The sequence below is a fragment of the Komagataeibacter melaceti genome (assembly GCF_003403295.1).
Lineage (GTDB): Bacteria > Pseudomonadota > Alphaproteobacteria > Acetobacterales > Acetobacteraceae > Komagataeibacter > Komagataeibacter melaceti.
In genome coordinates this window covers 43,271-62,231 of record NZ_QUWV01000004.1, presented here as the reverse complement: position 1 = coordinate 62,231, position 18,961 = coordinate 43,271, and the positions used below count along the sequence as shown (strand labels likewise).

The 18,961-nt window shown below is 57.5% G+C and carries 16 protein-coding genes and 2 pseudogenes; 12 read left to right on the top strand and 6 right to left on the bottom strand.

All coding sequences use genetic code 11. The features are described from left to right. Positions 1-379 (bottom strand): annotated as a pseudogene (locus DY926_RS00980) (IS21 family transposase); the annotation flags it as partial. Positions 380-488: 109 nt separating this feature from the next. After that, positions 489-728, bottom strand: a pseudogene (locus DY926_RS00975) (transposase); the annotation flags it as partial. A gap of 492 nt (positions 729-1,220) precedes the next feature. Here DY926_RS00975 and DY926_RS00970 point away from each other — a divergent pair. The 3 genes from DY926_RS00970 to DY926_RS00960 all read left to right on the top strand — a co-directional run bounded on the left by DY926_RS00970 (position 1,221) and on the right by DY926_RS00960 (position 6,616). After that, entirely contained in the window at positions 1,221-3,602 is a 2,382-nt protein-coding gene (locus DY926_RS00970) for a TonB-dependent receptor (protein ID WP_116701666.1), read from the top strand. A gap of 33 nt (positions 3,603-3,635) precedes the next feature. Beyond that, on the top strand, positions 3,636-5,333 hold the full coding sequence (gene hutU, locus DY926_RS00965; protein WP_116701665.1) for a urocanate hydratase: 1,698 nt from the start codon (positions 3,636-3,638) through the stop codon (positions 5,331-5,333). 197 nt (positions 5,334-5,530) lie between these two features. After that, on the top strand, positions 5,531-6,616 hold the full coding sequence (locus DY926_RS00960) for an MFS transporter (RefSeq protein ID WP_158551896.1): 1,086 nt from the start codon (positions 5,531-5,533) through the stop codon (positions 6,614-6,616). Here the strand turns inward: DY926_RS00960 and DY926_RS00955 are convergent. Both DY926_RS00955 and hutC read right to left on the bottom strand, forming a co-directional pair. Next, positions 6,613-8,106: an HAL/PAL/TAL family ammonia-lyase gene (locus DY926_RS00955; protein WP_116701663.1), complete on the bottom strand. Its 1,494-nt coding sequence runs from the start codon at positions 8,104-8,106 to the stop codon at positions 6,613-6,615. The genes DY926_RS00960 and DY926_RS00955 overlap by 4 nt on opposite strands. Positions 8,107-8,140: 34 nt before the next feature. Beyond that, positions 8,141-8,866 (bottom strand): histidine utilization repressor, encoded by a 726-nt coding sequence (hutC, locus tag DY926_RS00950; protein WP_186336030.1) that lies wholly within the window; start codon positions 8,864-8,866, stop codon positions 8,141-8,143. A 132-nt stretch (positions 8,867-8,998) separates the two neighbouring features. On the opposite strand from hutC, the gene DY926_RS00945 reads away from it, so the two are divergent. Further along, a complete protein-coding gene (locus DY926_RS00945) occupies positions 8,999-9,577 on the top strand; it encodes a HutD/Ves family protein (protein ID WP_116701662.1) in 579 nt (192 codons plus the stop codon). A 7-nt stretch (positions 9,578-9,584) separates the two neighbouring features. Here the strand turns inward: DY926_RS00945 and hutG are convergent, their stop codons facing one another. Then, positions 9,585-10,385, bottom strand: coding sequence for an N-formylglutamate deformylase (gene hutG, locus DY926_RS00940; RefSeq protein ID WP_116701661.1), 801 nt, complete (start codon positions 10,383-10,385; stop codon positions 9,585-9,587). 24 nt (positions 10,386-10,409) lie between these two features. Beyond that, positions 10,410-11,780 carry a formimidoylglutamate deiminase gene (locus DY926_RS00935; protein WP_116701660.1) on the bottom strand — a complete coding sequence of 457 codons (1,371 nt, stop codon included), beginning with the start codon at positions 11,778-11,780 and terminating at the stop codon, positions 10,410-10,412. A 131-nt stretch (positions 11,781-11,911) separates the two neighbouring features. On the opposite strand from DY926_RS00935, the gene hutI reads away from it, so the two are divergent. The 8 genes from hutI (at position 11,912) to ureG (ending at position 18,733) form a co-directional block, all read left to right on the top strand. Next, complete coding sequence (gene hutI, locus DY926_RS00930) at positions 11,912-13,138, top strand: imidazolonepropionase (RefSeq protein WP_116701659.1); 1,227 nt, start codon at positions 11,912-11,914, stop codon at positions 13,136-13,138. Positions 13,139-13,744: 606 nt separating this feature from the next. Further along, a complete protein-coding gene (locus DY926_RS00925; RefSeq protein ID WP_241502981.1) occupies positions 13,745-14,569 on the top strand; it encodes an urease accessory protein UreD in 825 nt (274 codons plus the stop codon). A gap of 43 nt (positions 14,570-14,612) precedes the next feature. After that, complete coding sequence (locus DY926_RS00920) at positions 14,613-14,915, top strand: urease subunit gamma (RefSeq protein WP_116701658.1); 303 nt, start codon at positions 14,613-14,615, stop codon at positions 14,913-14,915. Then, complete coding sequence (locus DY926_RS00915; RefSeq protein WP_116701657.1) at positions 14,899-15,243, top strand: urease subunit beta; 345 nt, start codon at positions 14,899-14,901, stop codon at positions 15,241-15,243. The genes DY926_RS00920 and DY926_RS00915 overlap by 17 nt, the downstream gene beginning before the upstream one ends. After that, positions 15,240-16,946, top strand: a complete 1,707-nt coding sequence (gene ureC / locus DY926_RS00910) for an urease subunit alpha (RefSeq protein ID WP_116701656.1) — start codon at positions 15,240-15,242, stop codon at positions 16,944-16,946. The genes DY926_RS00915 and ureC overlap by 4 nt, the downstream gene beginning before the upstream one ends. After that, complete coding sequence (locus DY926_RS00905; RefSeq protein ID WP_116701655.1) at positions 16,946-17,449, top strand: urease accessory protein UreE; 504 nt, start codon at positions 16,946-16,948, stop codon at positions 17,447-17,449. Before ureC ends, DY926_RS00905 begins: the two co-directional genes overlap by 1 nt. Beyond that, a complete protein-coding gene (locus tag DY926_RS00900; RefSeq protein ID WP_116701654.1) occupies positions 17,409-18,122 on the top strand; it encodes an urease accessory protein UreF in 714 nt (237 codons plus the stop codon). The genes DY926_RS00905 and DY926_RS00900 overlap by 41 nt, the downstream gene beginning before the upstream one ends. Beyond that, entirely contained in the window at positions 18,119-18,733 is a 615-nt protein-coding gene (gene ureG / locus DY926_RS00895; RefSeq protein ID WP_116701653.1) for an urease accessory protein UreG, read from the top strand. Before DY926_RS00900 ends, ureG begins: the two co-directional genes overlap by 4 nt. Positions 18,734-18,961 lie beyond the last annotated feature (228 nt).

Here is an 18,961-nt window from a genome sequence, read left to right as displayed (position 1 = left end):
GGAAGCTCAGGGGCACGAAAACACCCCGACCCGTTGTCTGGCGTGCCTGGTGCTGTTCGTGTTTCCATTGCCGGATGAAAGCGGCCACCCGTCCGTAGGATCCATCATAACCCAGTGCCACAAGGTCTTCATGCACTCGTCGCGCCGTGCGCCGGTTCTTGCGGGGGCGGGCGGCTTCCAGGACCAGCCATCCCCTCAGCCTGTCAGCAAACGGGTCCAGTTGGCTGGGACGTTCGGGTAACTGGAACCGCGGTTCAATATTCTGTGCCCGGAGATATTTCCGGATCGTATTGCGTGACAGTCCCGTCCGGCGTTCGATCTCGCGGATCGGAAGATGATCCCGGCAGTGCCACCGACGGATCACACTCAGAAGCTCCATGTCAATCACTCCTCAAACCCCCAGCAGATGCTGCCGGGGAGTGTGAAGGCATGGGTCAAATCTCGATGAAAATTTCCGCCCTACTCGGGTCAGTTCTCAGTGAAAATCAACAGCCTGCCTCCATCCAGCGACGGGATTGCCGATAGACCGCCGACCAAGGCGGCAGATCGTTCGGCATGGCGCGCCAAGCAATCCCGTAGTGGATCACGTAGCGCAACCTGTTGAACAGTTCGCGCAGATCATGCCGCCGCTGTTCCGCGTCCTCTCGTATCAGAACCAGATACGGGACAACCAACGACCATTCTTCGTCTGATACGTCAGAGAGGTACGGCTTCCGAACTTGCGTCATCCAGCATTACTGAACCAATCACGCACGAAAGTACATAACACCCTCTAAGGGCTATTTAATCGCAGTGCATCATGGGTTTTGCTGCAATACCATAATGTATATACAACTTGGCAAAATTCAGCTCCATCCGTCTTATTTGTTAGTGATGTTCGCAAAGTGCAGGAACGACCGCGCAAGAAATTTGGCGTAATACTATGATATTAAATGGAATTTAATATATTTATATAGCGCCTTAACATATCGCTGGTCATATTGCGGCAGTGAGTTTTGTAGGGTTCTTATCCAGATAACATCATTCCTACCGATTCCGCGTTTTCTTACCTAAATGTCAGTACATATAAATTAACATAATAAACTGATATAAAAAGATAAATTATATATAATTTGTGAAAATCTGCATATTTTCTCACATGTAAGCAAAAAAAATAGGTTGCATATGCAACCTGATCTGTCATTGTGAAATCGATATGAACAGATTTTTGAGAAGATGCTATGCTGACCATCAAACGTTCTCATGCCTGTCTAGCCTTCTCCACCGCTACTTTTCTTGCCTCGACCTCGCTGGCCAGCGCCGCATCACCTACTCATGCACATGTCAATACGGCGGCGCATGATGGAAAAGCCGCTGCAACACGTGGCACGCCGTCATCCAAGCCGGAGGTGATACACGTTCATGCCAAGGGCGAGAACGGGGCTTACGGCAGGGTCCGACGCATTGCGGGTGGTGGCCTGATGGCCCTTCAGACGGGCGGCGACATGCGCAGCACCGTTACGTCTGAATATATTAACAAACAGGCCTCCACGACGACAGCCTATCAGGCGGTTTCCCTTTCTCCCGGCGCTAACCTTTCCCAGAGCGATCCATATGGTTTCGCTGCCAATACCCAGTTGAGTGTGCGTGGGTTGGGTGGCAACGAAGTTGGTCAGGTATGGGAAGGGATGCCAGTCAATGATATCGAGACCTATAACGGATATCCCTCGTTCTGGGCCGACGGGGAGGATATTGACTCCGTCAGCCTGACGCAGGGCTCATCCACAATTGCAGCGCCAGTGGTCAATGCATCGGGTGGTCAGGTTACCACAACGATGCGGGACCCGAGCAAAAAGATGGGTGGCCTGATCGACTACAGCTACGGCACCCTGAATCTGGAACGGTTTTATGGCCGGTTCGATACTGGTGAAATCGGCCATACCGGGCTGTCTGCTTATGTTTCTTTTTCCAACGGCACGGCAAAAAACTCCCTGGGGCCAGGCCGACAGACGCGCCGCCATGTTGATTTCGGCTTCAAGAAGGAATTCAATAACGGCGATACGATCCGCCTGATGGGGTCCTACATTGATATGGACTATATGTATAACCCCAACCCAACAATGGCGGACTGGCAGGCATCCGGGCGAAGTTATGCATGGTCGGGAACATTCAGTCCGGGTAGTTCCGATTACTGGACCCAGAACCGGTGGAAATGGGAGCAGATCATGCTCAGCATGCCATCTGAGTTTACATTGCCTGAAAAAATAAAGCTGAATGTAACCCCTTATTTCCTTTATGCCATGCAGAACTCGCCTGCATCTTCCTCGTTATCAACGGATGGGAATTATTACGGAACCCAACCGGTTTCCCTGAACATTCCCGATTACGCGGCTTCGGGCGGCAGCGTACGTAGCGATTATGTCGGGTTGCAGTCCGTAGGCGGGGTCAATGCTTCCCTGACCAGAAAGTTTGGTGTTCAGAAAGTAACGTTCGGGTATTGGTACCAGTACAGCGTCGATAGTCTTTCCATGCCATTTTCATCCGTTGGGGCAGGGGGGGATGCAGGCTCCGCATGGAGCACGCATGATGTTACCATGGCCAATGGGCAGCCCTATTACGCGGAAAAAGAGCAGACGATTTCACAGACCAATGCCCTTTACCTGCAGGATGAAATTTCCCTGCTTCATAACCGTCTCAAAATTATTGGTGGCCTGAAAACATTGATGATGAGCCGGGATGGTACCAATAGCCTGCCTGGCCCACAGTATCACGTTACGGCAAATAACTTTGAGCCATTGCCGCGCGTGTCCATTACTTACAAAATCAACAACCATCATCAGATATTTGTTAATGGCACGACCAATACCCTGATGCCCATTGATGATACGCTCTATAATTCATATTCCGGCGGCGCCGTTGCTACACAGGGCAATTCCGCCATCAAGCCGGAATACTCAATCTCTGAAGAGCTTGGTTACCGGTATCAGGACAAATATGTTCATGCCAGCCTTGCCCTGTTTAACTACAACTTCACAAACCGACAGGTTTCTAGCCTCCGTTACGTCAATAACGTTGCTGTCTATTCGACAATAAATGGTGGTGGGCAGACATCCCGAGGGGTGGATTTTGAAGCTGGCCTGATGCCATTCCATGGTTTCTCGCCATATGTATCCGTCGAATACCTGCATGCCACGATTGATAACAATATTCAGGTAGGGAATGACTACCTTCGAACTGCTGGAAAAACGGCTGTCCGCAGTCCCTCTTTCCAGGGGGCGGTAGGTCTTGTCTATGACTACAAGAACATCTTCGGAAGTTTCTCATTCAAATACACCGGCTCTCAGTACTCCACCTTTATGGATGATGAGAAAATGCCCGCATATAAAACCTTCAATCTTTCGCTGGGCTATCGTCTTCCCAGCGTGGGCTTTGTCAAACACCCTGAAATCCGTGTCGCCTTCATCAACCTGACTGATGAGAAAGTATTGTCAGGCATCGCTTCCCCTGCACTGAATGCGAACAATGCAGTGGGGGTACATGGGACCGCAATCGCAGGTAGTGCGCCGGAATATTACATTGCGCCCCGCTTTACTACCGCCATGACAATCGCGGCAGGGTTTTAACCTCCTTATATACCTTAACGGGAGATCATATACATGAACCAGTCAATCTTTACTTCCAATTCTCGTCTGGCAAATGATCGCGTCATCCGCGCCGCCCGTGGTGCTAAAATTACCGCCAGGTCATGGCAGACAGAAGCAGCCATGCGCATGCTGATGAATAACCTCGATCCCGAAGTCGCGGAAAAACCGTCTGAACTGGTGGTCTATGGAGGTATTGGACGGGCAGCACGCAACTGGGCCTGCTATGACCGTATTGTCGAATGTCTTAAGGATCTGGGGAATGAGGAAACCCTGATAGTACAGTCAGGCAAGCCGGTGGGGGTATTCCGCACGCATGCCAATGCGCCACGTGTGCTGATCGCCAATTCAAACCTTGTCCCGCATTGGGCCAACTGGGAAAAATTCAACGAACTCGATCGTGCCGGACTTATGATGTACGGCCAGATGACGGCTGGCTCGTGGATCTATATCGGCAGTCAGGGCATTGTACAGGGGACCTACGAAACATTTGTCGAAATGGGGCGCCAGTATTACGGCGGCGACCTGAAGGGCAGGTGGATACTGACCGGTGGGCTGGGCGGCATGAGTGGCGCACAGCCTCTGGCCGCTGTCATGGCCGGGGCCTCCATGCTGGCCGTGGAATGTGAGCCTTCACGCATACAGAAGCGTCTGGAAACCGGCTATCTGGACCGTAAGGTGGACAGTCTGGATGAGGCGCTGGAAATCATCCATGATGCCTGCGCTAAAGGTGAGGCCGTATCCGTAGGCCTGCTGGGTAACGCCGCTGAAGTGTTTCCTGAACTGGTCCGTCGCGGCATCCGCCCCGATGCAGTTACCGACCAGACATCGGCGCATGACCCGCTGAATGGGTATCTGCCTGCAGGCTGGTCGCTGGAAAAGGCTGAAAAACTGCGCGTTACCGATCCGGCATCCGTTGAAAAGGCGGCCAAGGAATCCATGAAGGCGCAGGTCGCGGCGATGGTGGCGTTCCACCGTATGGGTATTCCCACCTTCGATTACGGGAACAACATCCGGCAGATGGCACTGGAAGAAGGGCTGGAAGATGCCTTTGCCTTCCCCGGCTTTGTCCCTGCCTATATCCGGCCGCTGTTCTGCCGTGGTGTCGGGCCGTTCCGCTGGGCCGCGCTGTCTGGTGATCCGGAAGACATTTACAAGACGGATGCGAAGGTCAAGGAACTATTGCCCGATGACAGGCACCTTCACAACTGGCTGGATATGGCGCGGGAAAAGATCCAGTTTCAGGGCCTGCCGTCGCGTATCTGCTGGGTAGGTCTGGGGGATCGCCACCGCCTGGGCCTTGCCTTCAATGAAATGATGGCAAAAGGCGAACTGAAGGCGCCTATCGTTATTGGTCGCGACCATCTCGATAGTGGGTCGGTGGCCAGCCCCAATCGTGAAACCGAGGCAATGCGTGACGGATCGGACGCCGTGTCCGACTGGCCGCTGCTGAACGCGCTGCTCAACACCGCATCAGGCGCGACATGGGTATCATTGCATCATGGCGGGGGCGTGGGTATGGGCTTCTCCCAGCATTCCGGCATGGTGATTGTTGCCGATGGAACAGCGGATGCGGCCGAGCGGCTGGGCCGGGTTCTGTGGAATGACCCGGCAACTGGCGTCATGCGCCATGCCGATGCTGGGTATGAGATTGCCGTCGACTGTGCTCATGAAAAAGGGCTTAATCTGCCCATGATTACGACGGTCAAGTAGTCTATCAGGCGCGCTTTTGTAGTGGAAGCGCGCCTTCTTTTATCAGGTACGACAAGGCATTGATGATTATGACAGGGACACGCACCGGCCGCCGTTCGTCTGATCGGAAACTTCTTTTGCTTTCGCTTGGGCTGAGTGTCTGTTCGGGATTTGCATATCTCGGCTCATCCGTCATGCCATTCCAGATCGATGCGCTGATGACCGGTCTGCATCAGTCTGCCAGCCGGGCAAGCCTGTTTGGCTTTTTCGAGATCATGTCCTTTGCGGTTTTCATGATCGTCCTGTCCAGAGTGCATCTGCGCCTGCCCGTTATCGTCACTGCCTTCCTGGGGGCCGCACTTGCCGTCATGTCCTCACTGCTGATCGCAAGTGGTGCGACATCGTTCATCTGGCTCTGGGCTTGCGCCATTGTTTTTGGTCTGGCGGAGGCCCTTCTGGGCCGGTCCTTTGTCTGTGCGGCCGCAGCCAGCGACAATCCTGACCGGATATACGCCATTGCCAACGGGGGCGGGCAACTTGTTCTGGTTGCCGTCATTGATGCCATTCCCTATGCAACGCAGGTATTTGGTGCGCTTGGGGTCTTCGTGGGGCTGGCCGGGATTGTCATCTGCCTTGCCCCCTGCATGCTTACGCTGCGGCATGTCCCCATGGCGCCGCCGCCCAGCAGGCGTGGCGGCACGGTATCGTTCACGCCCGGGGCGATTGCGTTACTGTGCATATGGGTCGGGTCATCCCTTGGTTCCAGCATTATCTGGTCCTTTGCTGAAACGGTAGGACGCTCCCTGAACCTGTCGGCTAATTATATTGTCCTTCTCTCCACCCTTTGCATCCTCTCCAGTGTTGGGGTCAGCTTTCTATTCGGTGGTCTTGCGGACAGATTACGTAGGGATGTCTTTCTTACGCTGACCCTCCTTGGGGTAGGCGTAGGGGGGCTTCTGGCCTGTTCGGCCGGGAATGCATGGGTCTATACAACCGGCGTGGTCATTTACTGGAACTGTTCCATGCTATCCTACGCCTGGCTGCTGGGCAGTGCCGCAACGCTGGATCACACCGGGCGGGTAGGCACCTTCTGTGGCGGCATGGACCGTATGGGCTACGCACTGGGTGCGCCCATTGGCGGGCTGATCGTTGATCATGCATCCTTTACCACTTTGGGCGTTGCCGGTTTTATTGCCTGCGTTATCAGCATGCCGATCGGGCTACCCATCCTGTTCCGTGAAATTCGCCAGCACCAGCACGAAGATATGGTGCGGAGCAAGATCGTGCAGGCAACCCCCGTTTAACCGGGGGGCTGTGTTTTCATCCAGCCCGAGATATGCATCATATCGTCGGAGAGGGGATGGTCTTCCTCATAAAACGGCACCTGTTCCCTGACGGCAGTATAGAGGGCGCGTGTCGAAGGTGAGACCTCATCGACCAGCCCGGCCAGATCCATAGCCTGACACAGCGCCAGCAATTCGATACCCAGAATGGTGCGCGTGTTCCGTACAACGTCAGCAGCCTTAAGGGCGGCAGGCGTTGCGTGCACAAGAATATCTTCCTGCAATCCTGACGTAATCCCGCCATCCAGACAGGCTGGCGCGCCAAGGCGGCGGTTTGCGCCGGTCAGGGATGATGCCGTGTACTGGGCGATCATAAAGCCGCTGCCGGTGCCGGAATCACTGGACAGGAACGGCGCGAACGGACTGGTCAGCGGATTGACCATACGATCAAGACGACGTTCGGAAATAGCGCCCAGACTGGCCAATGCAATCGCGGCCTCATCCATGACGCGGGCCATGCTCGCCCCCACGGCATGTGCCTGTGAAAATGCGCCTATGCCGCTTTCATCTTCCATGATCGCGGGATTATCCGACAGGCTTTCCAGTTCCTGCGTGACGGTTTCCATTATATTGCGCAGGGCGTCGTGGATGGAACCATGGATATGGGGAATGGCGCGCAGGCTCAAAGCATCCTGTGTGCGCTGTCCCGCAGCCCTGGCGATGTGGATGGAGCCGGCAAGGTTTTCGTTCATATAGTGGGAAATGTCCCGATGACCGGGCATCATCCGAAGGGCTGCGGATCGGGGATCAAAAGCCGTCTGCTGACCACCCAGAATATCAAAACACGCAGTGGCGATCCGGTTGGCCCAGTCAAGGCAGACCCAAGCATCTTCCATGACAAGGCAGGCAATGCCAGTGACACAGGACAGGCCGTTGACTAGGCACAACCCTTCCTTGGCTTCAAGGATAAGGGGAGCAAACCCCAGATCCTGTAGCACCAGTGCCGCAGGCCTGCGGATATTATTCCCGCACTGGAGTTCGCCATATCCTGTCAGCGCAAGGGCAATATGCGCCATATGGGTTAGGTACCCGACTGACCCGTCACGCGGCACGATCGGCAGACAGTCATGTTTCAGGAGAGCTACCAGACGGTCAACGATTTCTTCCCTCAGGCCGGAATACCCAAGACAGTACTGATTCACTGCACAGGCCATGATGGCGCGTGTCTGCTCGCTGCTTAATGGCTGGCCCACACCCGTTGCGTGGCTGAACAGGATCTTGCGGGATAGGACGGACTGTTTCTCGGGCGTAATGCGGGTATCGGACAGGCCGCCAACACCCGTATTCAGGCCATATGCCGCCGCCTCCCCATTCACCAGTATGCGCAGGCGTTGGTTGGCTTTCTTTAGCCTTGCCCGCGCGGCCTCAGAAAGGCGCAGAGGGTATTTCCGGCGCGCAACATCACAAACCTGTCCCGGCGTCAGTGGCCGGTCCAGCACGATTTCAGGCATGCGGGGGCACTTTCATATCGTTATCATTGACCGGTCAGGCCCGGTAACGGCCGCCAAAACTGTACCGATTGCCGGAATAGGTAAAAATACCTTTCATGACTACGCGACCTTCCACCCATGTCCGCCGGACCAGTTGCAGGCAGGCCTCCGGTTTCTTGAGCTGAAGCAGGGAGCAGATGTCAGGCGGCGGCGTTACGGCAAAGACCACATGCTCGATTTCCTCAGGCCCAGCTATTCCATACAGATGCCTGTGCGGATTCGTTGTGGTAAAATCCTGTTCCAGATAATCAGGCGCAAACTGGGGTGAAACAAAACGTTCCTCCAGTTGCAGGGGCAGGTCATCCTCGTAATGTACGATCAGGGTACGGAACAGTCGCGTGCTTGCCCTCTGCTCGAATGCAATTGCAAGGTCGCTATCGGCACGGATGGTTTCAGCCGCAATGACTTCCGCCCTGTGCTGATGGCCGCTTGCCACGATATCATCAACAATATCGCGGATTTCGAGCAGTTCAACATGCTTGGCGGGTTGGGCGACGAAAGTTCCCACACCTTGGGCACGGCGGACGATCCCGTCTGCGGTAAGTTCACGCAGCGCCCGATGGATGGTCATGCGTGACACGCCCAGTTTTTCAACCAGTTCGTGTTCGGAGGGGAGCCGGTGGCCAACCTCCCATTCTCCACAGTCAATCCGCTCGATTATGAAGGCTTTCACCTGTTCATAACGCGCGACCGTTTTCGCCTTGTCCATGGTCTGCTGCACGTCTCCCCTACCTTTGCTTCTCTTGAGTGTCGATATGATCCCGGATGGTTCCGGTCGGCTGGTCATCAATCATGCTTGTAGATTATTGTACTTACATATAACGCAAACACATAAACAGGATTCCACAGCCTTATGAAACCAGATGAAGAAAATGGCAATCTCTTCCCTGCGGAGAACAGGGTGGCATCCATTGCCGGGCTTATTCCCCAGCCATGGAAAAATGGGCGTGGGATCACCCGTGTTCTGCTCCGCAACGCCGTCTGGCGGCTGAGTATTGCTGAAATTGATCGTGAGGGGGATTTTTCGCTTTTTTCCGGCATGACAAGGCATATAGCCCTTGTGCAGGGGAATGGGCTGGTCCTGCGCGCCTCGGATGGCAGTAAGGTACATCTGGGCAGGCCGGGAGAAGTTTTTACGTTTTCAGGAGAATCGCAGGTATCCGCCACCCTTGCGGACGGCCCCGTACAGGTGGTGAACCTGATGCATGTGTCCGGCAGTGCATACAGTCTGGAGCCTGTGGATCGGACACATCCACCGTGTGACATCCTGGCATTTATCGTTGCGCGTGGCAGATGGGAATTTCAGTGCCCATCCGGGGTAAAGGGTATATGCCTGCCGGGTGAATTCATGGTTTGCAATTCCCGGACCCGCCTTGCCCTGATACCGGATGGCGGGGATGATGCCCTGCTATATCGCATCATCCCTAAATAAAACCTGCCTATCGTGCCGGACGCCAGGCAAGGGCGGCGTCCATGAGATGCTCAAGCGCACCAGACAGTCGTGCTGCGGCATCCGGATCAGCGGGCCACGGTGCCTGCTCCGACGCAAGATAGGTTGACTGGGCAATTTCTAGCTGAATGGCATGAATGTTTTCCGCCGGGCGGCCATAATGCCGCGTGGTGAAGCCCCCTTTGAAACGGCCATCGACGACATGGGAATAGGCGGTCAATGTTTCCGCCCGCTCCACAACCGCCTGAAGCAGGGAGGGGTCACAGGCAACGCCGCTGTTCGTGCCAAAATTAAGGTCAGGCAGTCGACCCTCAAACAGGCGTGGCACCTCGGAGCAGATGGAATGTCCATCCCATAATATAGCCCAGCCCCATTTTTCCCGAAGGCGCGCGAGTTCCTGCGCTACTGCGTCATGATAGGGTTTCCAGTAGGTTTCTGTCCGACGCGCCATTTCCGTGTCATCGGGCTCGCTGCCTTCATGATAGATTGGCTGTCCATCAAAACCCAGCAGGGGCACAAGGCCCGTGCTGGGCCGTCCCGCGTAGAGAGCAGCGTCATCACTGCCACGGTTGAGGTCAACCACATAACGGGAATGGTTGGCCCGTATGACGCCAATATTCTTATCTCGGGCAAAGCCGTAAAGCCGTTCCATATACCAGTCCGTGTCCGGCAACTGCCGGCCGCGTGGCGTCATACGTTCCGCCATGCCCGGTGCCAATTGTTCACCAGCATGGGGAAGGGTGATCAATACGGGAAGATCACCGGGGACGAAGGAGAAAGTATCAGTCATGATTCAATCCGGTAAAAAATACTGTCAGGAATTCACAAGGGTGCGGACTGCCTTATGAAACGCGGTCGTGATCCGCGCTTCATCGGCATGATGCCCATCCACGATCTGCCATTTCCCTGCACACATGACATGCCTGACGGGGGGGCGCGATGCGGCAAAAATGGCGGAATTGATCACGTTATCGCCCTGCAGGTGGGGCAGGGATAACGCATTACTGTCCAGTACACACAGATCCGCACGGGCGCCCGGGGTAATGCCCCAACTGGACAGGCCACAGGCCTGTGCGCCACCGCGCAGGCTTTGTTCATAAAGCCACGTACCAATTGGCCCTTTTGTGCTGGTGGGACGGCCCACGCAACGTTTCTGCCGTGTCAGGCGCAGGCCATATTCCAGTACCCGCAACTCCTCCCACGGGCTGATAAGGACATTGCTGTCAGTCCCGACGCCAAAGCGACCATCCTGGTCAATATAGTCCTCAAAGGGGAAGATACCGTCACCCAGATTAGCCTCGGTAATGGGGCACAGGCCTGCGACCGCACCTGAACGCGCTATGGTCGTGACCTCCCGTTCGGACAGATGGGTTGCATGGACAAGGCACCAGCGCGCATCTATCCCGATCCGGTCGGATAAGTAATCGACAGGACGCATGCCGGTAACGTCCAGGCATTCATCGACTTCCCGCTGCTGCTCGGCAATGTGAATGTGTATGGGGGCCAGCCTGTCGGATATGTCCAGTAATTCTGTGGCGTCCGCTATATCAACCGCACGTAGGGAGTGCAGGCCGACGCCCACTTTTACCAGATCCGATCCAGCCCATTTCGTGCGGACATCATCTGCAATGCGCGCAATCCTGTCCGGGGTTGTGGCGAAACGCTTCTGGGCATCGCGCAGCGGCAGGCCGTTGAAACCTGCCTGTGCGTATAATGTGGGAAGAAGCGTAATGCCGATGCCCGCATCAACCGCAGAGGCGGCGAGGCGACCGGACATTTCGGCTGGGTCAGCATAAGGGCGCCCATCTGTTTCATTATGCAGGTAATGGAATTCCGCCACCTGCGTGTAACCGGACTGCAGCATTTGCATATACAGGAAAGACGCAACATCCTGCAACTGTTCGGGTGTGATGTGGTGGGCGAGCTGATACATGAGCGTACGCCATGTCCAGAACGTGTCATCAGGATTTTTTCGTTCTTCCGTCAGTCCGGCCATGGCCCTCTGGAATGCGTGCGAATGAAGACTGATCTGCGCAGGAACGATGATGTCGTGACAATTTTCGTTTCTGTGTGAACGGGTTGCAGGCGAGACGGAAGCAAACCGACCATCTTCCCCCAAAATAATTCTTACATTGTGGCACCACCCCTGCGGGAGAAGCGCCTGTTTTGCAAACAATTCTGTCATCACCGGATTCCAAACTGCGCCATCGGCGGGATGGCGGAAAGTGCCTGCCCGCGCCGCACGACCATCATAATGGGATTGACTATGATGTATATACATATATCAGGGGTATTAAAACAATACGGGAAAGAAACATGTGGGATAGTCTCTGGCTCGATGTCCATCTTGCTACCAGCGATGACCGGATCATGTCAGCGCAGGATGGATATGGATGTATCCGTAACGGCGCAATCGGTATCCAGAACGGCACGATCTGCTGGGTGGGGCGTCAGGCCGACCTGCCTGATACTCCGGAGGCACTGGCCAACCGGATCGAGCATGGTCACGGTGGATGGCTGACGCCGGGGCTGGTGGATGCGCATACGCATGTTGTGTTTGCTGGCGATCGCAGCCATGAATTTGCCGAACGCCTTCATGGCGTATCCTACGCGGAAATTGCGCGAAAGGGCGGGGGGATACTGTCGACGGTCCGTGCCACCCGTGAGGCAAGTGAAAACGCGCTACTGGAAATTTCCGCCCACAGGGTCAGGAAAATGATTCAGGCCGGCACAACTTCCATAGAAATCAAATCCGGTTACGGCCTGACGCTGGAAGATGAACTGAAACAGTTGCGGGTTGCCCGTCAGTTGGGCAGAATTCTATCCATACGCGTACATACAACATTCCTGGGCGCCCATGCCGTGCCACCGGAATATGCCGGGCGGCCAGAAGATTATATTACTTTCCTGATCGATACTCTTCTTCCACGCCTTCATGCTGAAAAGCTGGTTGATAGTGTCGATGCTTTTTGTGAAAGCATTGCCTTTACTCCGCAACAGACCAATCGGCTGTTTGCAAAAGCGCGGGAGCTGGGATTGCCCGTGCGCATTCACTCCGAACAGCTTACCCTTGGTGGCGGAACCGCACTGGCCGCCCGGTATAATGCACTATCCGCCGATCACCTTGAATATGCTGATGAAGCTGCCGTCATGGACATGGCACGTCAGGGAACGGTTGCAATGCTGCTGCCGGGGGCTTTCTATTTCATCCGGGAAACACAGCAGCCACCTGTTGATCTGTTTCGTAAACATGGCGTCAAAATCGGGTTGGCGACGGACTGTAACCCCGGAACGTCGCCTGTTCTTGGTCTGACAGGCGTCATGAACATGGCCTGTACCCTGTTCCGCCTGACACCGGAAGAAACCTTCAGGGCCGTTACCAGTGTTGCGGCACAGGCTCTGGGAATGGAGAAGGATGTCGGAATGCTCCGTAACGGCATGAAGGCCGATATGAATTTATGGGATATCACGGGGCCTGACGAACTGTCTTACTGGATAGGAGGCATGCAGCCTGTCCGGCGTATTTTTTCTGGAACAGACTGAGGCGTGTCAGCAGTCGATTCCGATGATTGCGGAAATGAGTTGAATGGCCGCGAGGGAAGTTGATTTCAGCTTAGAGTTTAGGTGTTTAAGGGCGGCGTATCAGGAGGCATCCCTGACTTTTGTCGTGCCACGCACGGGTAATGGCCAGCCTGTGCTCGCCTGTCAGTCCCTGTCCTGAGTAAAAGGAACACAGGCGATGAAGGCGGCGTGGTGATGAGTCCTGATTTTGATGTCCTGACCGGAATACTAACGGCATTCGACAAAGAAATAGGGCTGGCTTATTGCGGTGATTCTTGCACATGGCGGTGGGATGGCCACGACTTCATTCTGACGGGTACGACGCTTTCAGCGTGCCTATGGTCGCAGCATATCAGGTGACTGGCCCGTTCTGTACCGATCGAAAGTTCCGCAGGGGAAACAGAAGGCCGAATAGGGCAGGTTCTGTCTGGCTCCCGGAGGGCAAATCATATCAACCTCGGCCTATCAGGCTGGCTTTACTGCCATTTCGCAATATGGCGTAGAGGTGCTACGCAATTTTACGCAATGAGCCTGCCATGTGCAGGTTATAAGGTCGCGTCGGTCATATCAGGACGGAAGTGGAGTTTTGTGATTACGCCTCTCCAGCGTGCAAGAGGGCGGTTCGGGCTGGAAGTCCGGGCTTCCGGTGCCCGCACACGCATGGTCGATCTGGTGCAGGCGGGATGCTGCCGCCTGTTATTTCCGCGTGTCGCGGGGCAGGGGCTTGAGGCGGCTACCGTCAACATATCCGGCGGCATCGTTGCGGGAGATCGCATCGAGGGACGCCTTGCCTGTGGCGAGGGGACGGACCTTCTGGTCACATCACAGGCGGCCGAGCGGATCTATCGTGCCCGTGCCGATGATGTCCCGGCGGAAATGGCGGTCTCATGCGGGATCGGGGCCAATGCCCGGCTGGAATGGCTCCCCCATGGCACGATCTTTTTCAATGGCAGCCGCCTTAACCGCCATATGATGGTGAACATGACCGGCTCCTCCACCTTCCTGTTCCTTGAAAGCCGGATATTTGGCCGCAAGGGCTCGGGCGAGCACCTGTCCCGGCTGGGCGTGCGGGATCGCCTGTCCATCCGGCGTGATGGCGAAGTGCTGCTGGAAGATATGCTGCGGCTGGAAAGCGCGGATGTATCCGCCCTGCTGGCGCAACCCGCCATTGCAGGCGGCCAGGGGGCCGTGGCGACACTGGTGCTGGTCAGCCCGCAGGCCATGGACCTGCTGCCCGCCCTGCGCACGCGGCTGGCAGCGCCCGAATGCGCGGGGTTTGCCGCCTCCGCATGGAATGGCATGCTGGTAGTCAGGGGACTGGCACCGGATGGCTGGCCGCTGGAGGTTGCCCTGCGGCATATCCTGCCAGTGCTGCGGGGGGGACGGCCCATGCCTTCCACGTGGCGGTCATGATGCGTATGGCGCGGGACAGGCGCGCAAGGGAACGGATGGATACATGAAGCTGACACCCCGAGAGAAGGACAAACTGCTTGTCTCCATGGCTGCCATGGTGGCCCGGCGCAGGCTGGAGCGTGGCGTGCGCCTGAACTACCCCGAGGCCGTGGCCCTGATTACCGACCATGTGGTGGAAGGGGCGCGCGACGGGATGTGCGTGGCCGACCTCATGGCCAGTGGCGGCCATGTGCTGACCCGTGCGCAGGTCATGCCCGGCGTGGCCGAGATGATTCATGATGTGCAGGTTGAGGCGACATTTCCCGATGGCACGAAACTGGTGACAGTCCATGACCCGATACGCTGACCCCCTGCCCGAAGGCGCCGTGCCGGGCGAGATCCTGCCTGCCGATGGCGAGATCACCCTCAATGCAGGGCAGCCCCGCCGCATGCTGCATGTGACCAATACCGGCGACCGGCCCATACAGGTGGGCAGCCACTACCACTTTGCCGAGGTCAATCCTGCCCTGTGTTTTGATCGCGCGCAGGCATTGGGCTGGCGGCTGGATGTGCCATCGGGTGGGGCCGTGCGCTTTGAGCCGGGGCAGGCGCGTGAGGTGACGCTGGTGCCCCTGCGCGGGCTGCGGCGCGTGGTGGGCTTTCGGGGGGATGTGATGGGGAGCGTGGATAAATGACCCGTCTTGCACGGCATGATTACGCGGGCCAGTTCGGCCCCACCACGGGCGACCGTGTCAGGCTGGCCGATACGAACCTGTTGGTGGAGGTAGAAAAGGATTTCACCATCTATGGTGAGGAAGTGCGTTTTGGTGGTGGCAAGACAATCCGTGATGGCATGGGCCAGTCACAGGCCACACGGGCGGAGGGCGCGGCCGATACCGTCATCACCAACGCGCTGATCATCGACCACTGGGGCATTGTCAAGGCGGATGTAGCGCTGCGTGACGGGCGCATCGTGGCCATTGGCAAGGCAGGCAACCCCGATATCCAGCCCTGCGTGGACATCATCATCGGTCCCGGCACGGAAATCATCGCTGGTGAGGGCAAGATACTGACCGCGGGCGGCATAGACAGCCACATCCATTTCATCTGCCCCCAGCAGATTGAGGAGGCACTGGCGTCAGGCATCACGACCATGCTGGGTGGCGGCACGGGGCCTGCCACGGGCACGGCGGCCACCACCTGCACACCGGGGCCGTGGCATCTGGCGCGCATGCTGCAGGCGGCGGATGCATTTCCGGTCAATCTGGCTTTTGCGGGCAAGGGCAATGCCTCCCGCCCGGAGGGGCTGGAGGAAATGGTCCGCGCCGGGGCCTGCTGCCTGAAACTGCATGAGGACTGGGGCTCAACCCCTGCTGCCATTGACTGTTGCCTGGGCGTTGCCGACCGGATGGACGTGCAGGTCATGATCCATACCGACACGCTGAACGAAAGCGGCTTTGTGGAGGATACGATCGCCGCCTTTCAGGGCCGCACCATCCACGCCTTCCATACCGAGGGGGCAGGGGGCGGACACGCGCCCGACATCATCCGCGTGGCGGGGCTGCCCAATGTGCTGCCATCTTCCACCAATCCCACGCGGCCCTATACGCGCAATACGCTGGATGAGCATCTGGACATGCTCATGGTCTGCCATCACCTTGACCCGAAGGTGCCCGAAGACATCGCCTTTGCCGAAAGTCGCATCCGGCGCGAGACCATCGCGGCCGAGGACATTTTCCATGACATGGGCGTGCTGTCCATGATGTCATCCGACAGCCAGGCCATGGGCCGGGTGGGGGAAGTGCCGCTGCGTACATGGCAGACAGCCCACAAGATGAAGCAGCAGCGCGGCGCATTGCCGGGCGATGGCGCGGCGGACAACAACCGCGTCAGGCGCTACATCGCGAAATATACCATCAACCCGGCCATCGCCCATGGCCTGTCGCATGAGGTCGGGTCCATCGCCGTGGGCAAGCTGGCCGATCTTGTGTTGTGGGACCCGGCCTTCTTTGGCGTAAAGCCAGATCTGGTCATAAAGGGTGGCGCGATCGCCTATGCCATGATGGGCGACCCGAATGCCTCCATCCCCACGCCGCAGCCGGTGCATGGGCGCATGATGTTTGGCGGCTATGGTGGCGCGCTGGCGCATACCAGCCTGACATTCGTATCAAAGGCAGCCCTTGAGGATGATATTGGCCGCAAGCTCGGCCTGCGCAAGGGTCTGTCCGCCGTGTCCGACACGCGCGGCGGCATTGGCAAGCGCAGTATGATCCATAACGACGCCATGCCGCATATCGAGGTCGATCCCGAAACGTATGAAGTGCGTGCCGATGGCGTGCTGCTGACATGTGAGCCTGCCGATATCCTGCCCATGGCCCAGAGGTATTTCCTGTTCTGATGACCCGCGTAACCGAAATCCTGCCAGCAGGAAGCTGGGCAGGGGCTGACGAGGCCGATGTCTTCACCGCTGATTATGAAGGCCGCCACCGCCGGCGCATGATGCTGCCCCTGCGTTCGGGCACGAAAGTGCTGCTGGAACTCGACCATGCCCGCCTGCTGCATGATGGCGAGGGCCTGCGTCTGGACGATGGGCGGATCATACGGGTCGAGGCCATGCTCGAAGACCTGATGGAAGTCACGGCGCATGACGCGCTGCACCTGCTGCGGCTGGCGTGGCACCTGGGCAACCGGCATCTGCCCGCCGCCATTGAGGAACGGCGTATCCTTGTGCGCTACGACCATGTGATTGCCGACATGATCCGTGGCCTTGGTGGTCATGTCCGCAGCGTGCAGGCACCTTTCGACCCCGAAAGCGGAGCCTATGCCGGGCGGGCGGGCACGGATGGCCACGGCCATAATCATGATCATGGTGACGGCCACCACCATCATTCACATGACTGAACCCGCCCCGCCCGGGCAGGATTTCCTGCGGCTCCTGTCATGGGTGTCCCCTGCCTTTCCCACGGGGGGCTATGCCTACAGCCATGGGCTGGAATGGGCGGTCGAGCAGGGTGACGTGCGGGATGTGGAAACGCTGTGCGCATGGATCAGCGCCCTGCTGCGGCATGGCAGCATTGGCAATGACCTCATCATCCTGCATGCCGCATGGATGGCCGGGCAGGATGACGGGCAGCTACGCGACATTACCCGCTTCGCCTGCGCCTGCGCGACATCACGTGAGCGGTATGAGGAAACGGTCTATCAGGGCGAGGCCTTCCTGCGGGCGGCGGGGGTATGGGGTGTCGTGCCGCCAAAAGCCACCCTGGCGGGGGTGCGCTGGGCCTTGCCGGTGGCGCAGGGGCTTGTGTTCCGTCGTGGGGGTGTCGCGTGCGGGCAGGCCGTGCTTTCGGGTGGGTACGCGGCAGTGGCCGCCCTTGTATCCGCCGCCGTAAGGCTGGTGCCGCTGGGACAGACGGACGGGCTGCATGCGCTTGCCCGGCTGGAACCCGTTCTGGCCGAAGTGGCGCGGCATGCGCGTGAGCAGACGCTGGATGATGTAGGCGGCGCCTGCTTTGGCTCGGACCTTGCCGCCATGTATCACGAAACTCAGGAAACAAGGTTGTTCAGGACATGACAAAGGCACAACACGGCCCGCTGCGTGTAGGTATTGGTGGCCCGGTCGGCACGGGCAAGACAGCATTGATGGATGCGCTGTGCCGCCGCTTTCGTGACGAATACAATATCGCCGCCATCACCAACGATATCTACACGCGCGAGGATGCGGAGTTCCTGACCCGCGCAGGCTCCCTGCCGCCCGAGCGGATCATGGGTATCGAGACCGGCGGCTGCCCGCATACCGCCATACGGGAAGACGCCAGCATCAACCTCGCCGGTATTGCCGAACTGACCGACCGTTTCGCCGGGCTGGATCTGGTGCTGGTCGAAAGCGGGGGGGACAACCTTGCCGCCACATTCAGCCCCGAACTGGCGGACCTGACCATTTACGTCATTGATGTCTCGGCCGGTGACAAGATACCCCGCAAGGGTGGCCCCGGCATCACACGCAGCGACCTGCTGGTCATAAACAAGATCGACCTCGCCCCCCATGTCGGGGCTGATCTGGGCGTCATGGACCGTGACAGCAAGCGTATGCGGGGTGCGCGCCCCTTCGTGTTCGCCAATATCCGCGCGGGTGAAGGGGTGGACGAGATCGCCCGCTTCATAACCGAACAGGGTGGCCTGTAAACTATCTGTCAGGTCACGACGGCAGGGTTTTCAGGCCGCAGGCCATTCCGGTCCTGCATGATGCAGGTATGAGACCGGATATATCTGTATTTATTAAGTATTTCATTTGCAGTTTCAGCGCCCCCGTCCCGCATATCCCTGCGGGGCGCGGGGGTATGCGCGCGTGGATCATGCCGTGCGGGAGCAGGAAAAGGTCAGGAACCAGCCGCTCTAAGTAATTTCACGCAT

What these genes read in the sequence shown, in the direction of transcription:
- DY926_RS00970 (WP_116701666.1), top strand. Translation starts at nt 1,221, where the DNA reads ATGCTGACCATCAAACGTTCTCATGCCTGTCTAGCCTTCTCCACCGCT.
- hutU (WP_116701665.1), top strand. Translation starts at nt 3,636, where the DNA reads ATGAACCAGTCAATCTTTACTTCCAATTCTCGTCTGGCAAATGATCGC.
- DY926_RS00960 (WP_158551896.1), top strand. Translation starts at nt 5,531, where the DNA reads ATGACCGGTCTGCATCAGTCTGCCAGCCGGGCAAGCCTGTTTGGCTTT.
- DY926_RS00955 (WP_116701663.1), bottom strand. Translation starts at nt 8,106, where the DNA reads ATGCCTGAAATCGTGCTGGACCGGCCACTGACGCCGGGACAGGTTTGT.
- DY926_RS00945 (WP_116701662.1), top strand. Translation starts at nt 8,999, where the DNA reads ATGAAACCAGATGAAGAAAATGGCAATCTCTTCCCTGCGGAGAACAGG.
- hutG (WP_116701661.1), bottom strand. Translation starts at nt 10,385, where the DNA reads ATGACTGATACTTTCTCCTTCGTCCCCGGTGATCTTCCCGTATTGATC.
- DY926_RS00935 (WP_116701660.1), bottom strand. Translation starts at nt 11,780, where the DNA reads ATGACAGAATTGTTTGCAAAACAGGCGCTTCTCCCGCAGGGGTGGTGC.
- hutI (WP_116701659.1), top strand. Translation starts at nt 11,912, where the DNA reads ATGTGGGATAGTCTCTGGCTCGATGTCCATCTTGCTACCAGCGATGAC.
- DY926_RS00920 (WP_116701658.1), top strand. Translation starts at nt 14,613, where the DNA reads ATGAAGCTGACACCCCGAGAGAAGGACAAACTGCTTGTCTCCATGGCT.
- DY926_RS00915 (WP_116701657.1), top strand. Translation starts at nt 14,899, where the DNA reads ATGACCCGATACGCTGACCCCCTGCCCGAAGGCGCCGTGCCGGGCGAG.
- ureC (WP_116701656.1), top strand. Translation starts at nt 15,240, where the DNA reads ATGACCCGTCTTGCACGGCATGATTACGCGGGCCAGTTCGGCCCCACC.
- DY926_RS00905 (WP_116701655.1), top strand. Translation starts at nt 16,946, where the DNA reads ATGACCCGCGTAACCGAAATCCTGCCAGCAGGAAGCTGGGCAGGGGCT.
- DY926_RS00900 (WP_116701654.1), top strand. Translation starts at nt 17,409, where the DNA reads ATGATCATGGTGACGGCCACCACCATCATTCACATGACTGAACCCGCC.
- ureG (WP_116701653.1), top strand. Translation starts at nt 18,119, where the DNA reads ATGACAAAGGCACAACACGGCCCGCTGCGTGTAGGTATTGGTGGCCCG.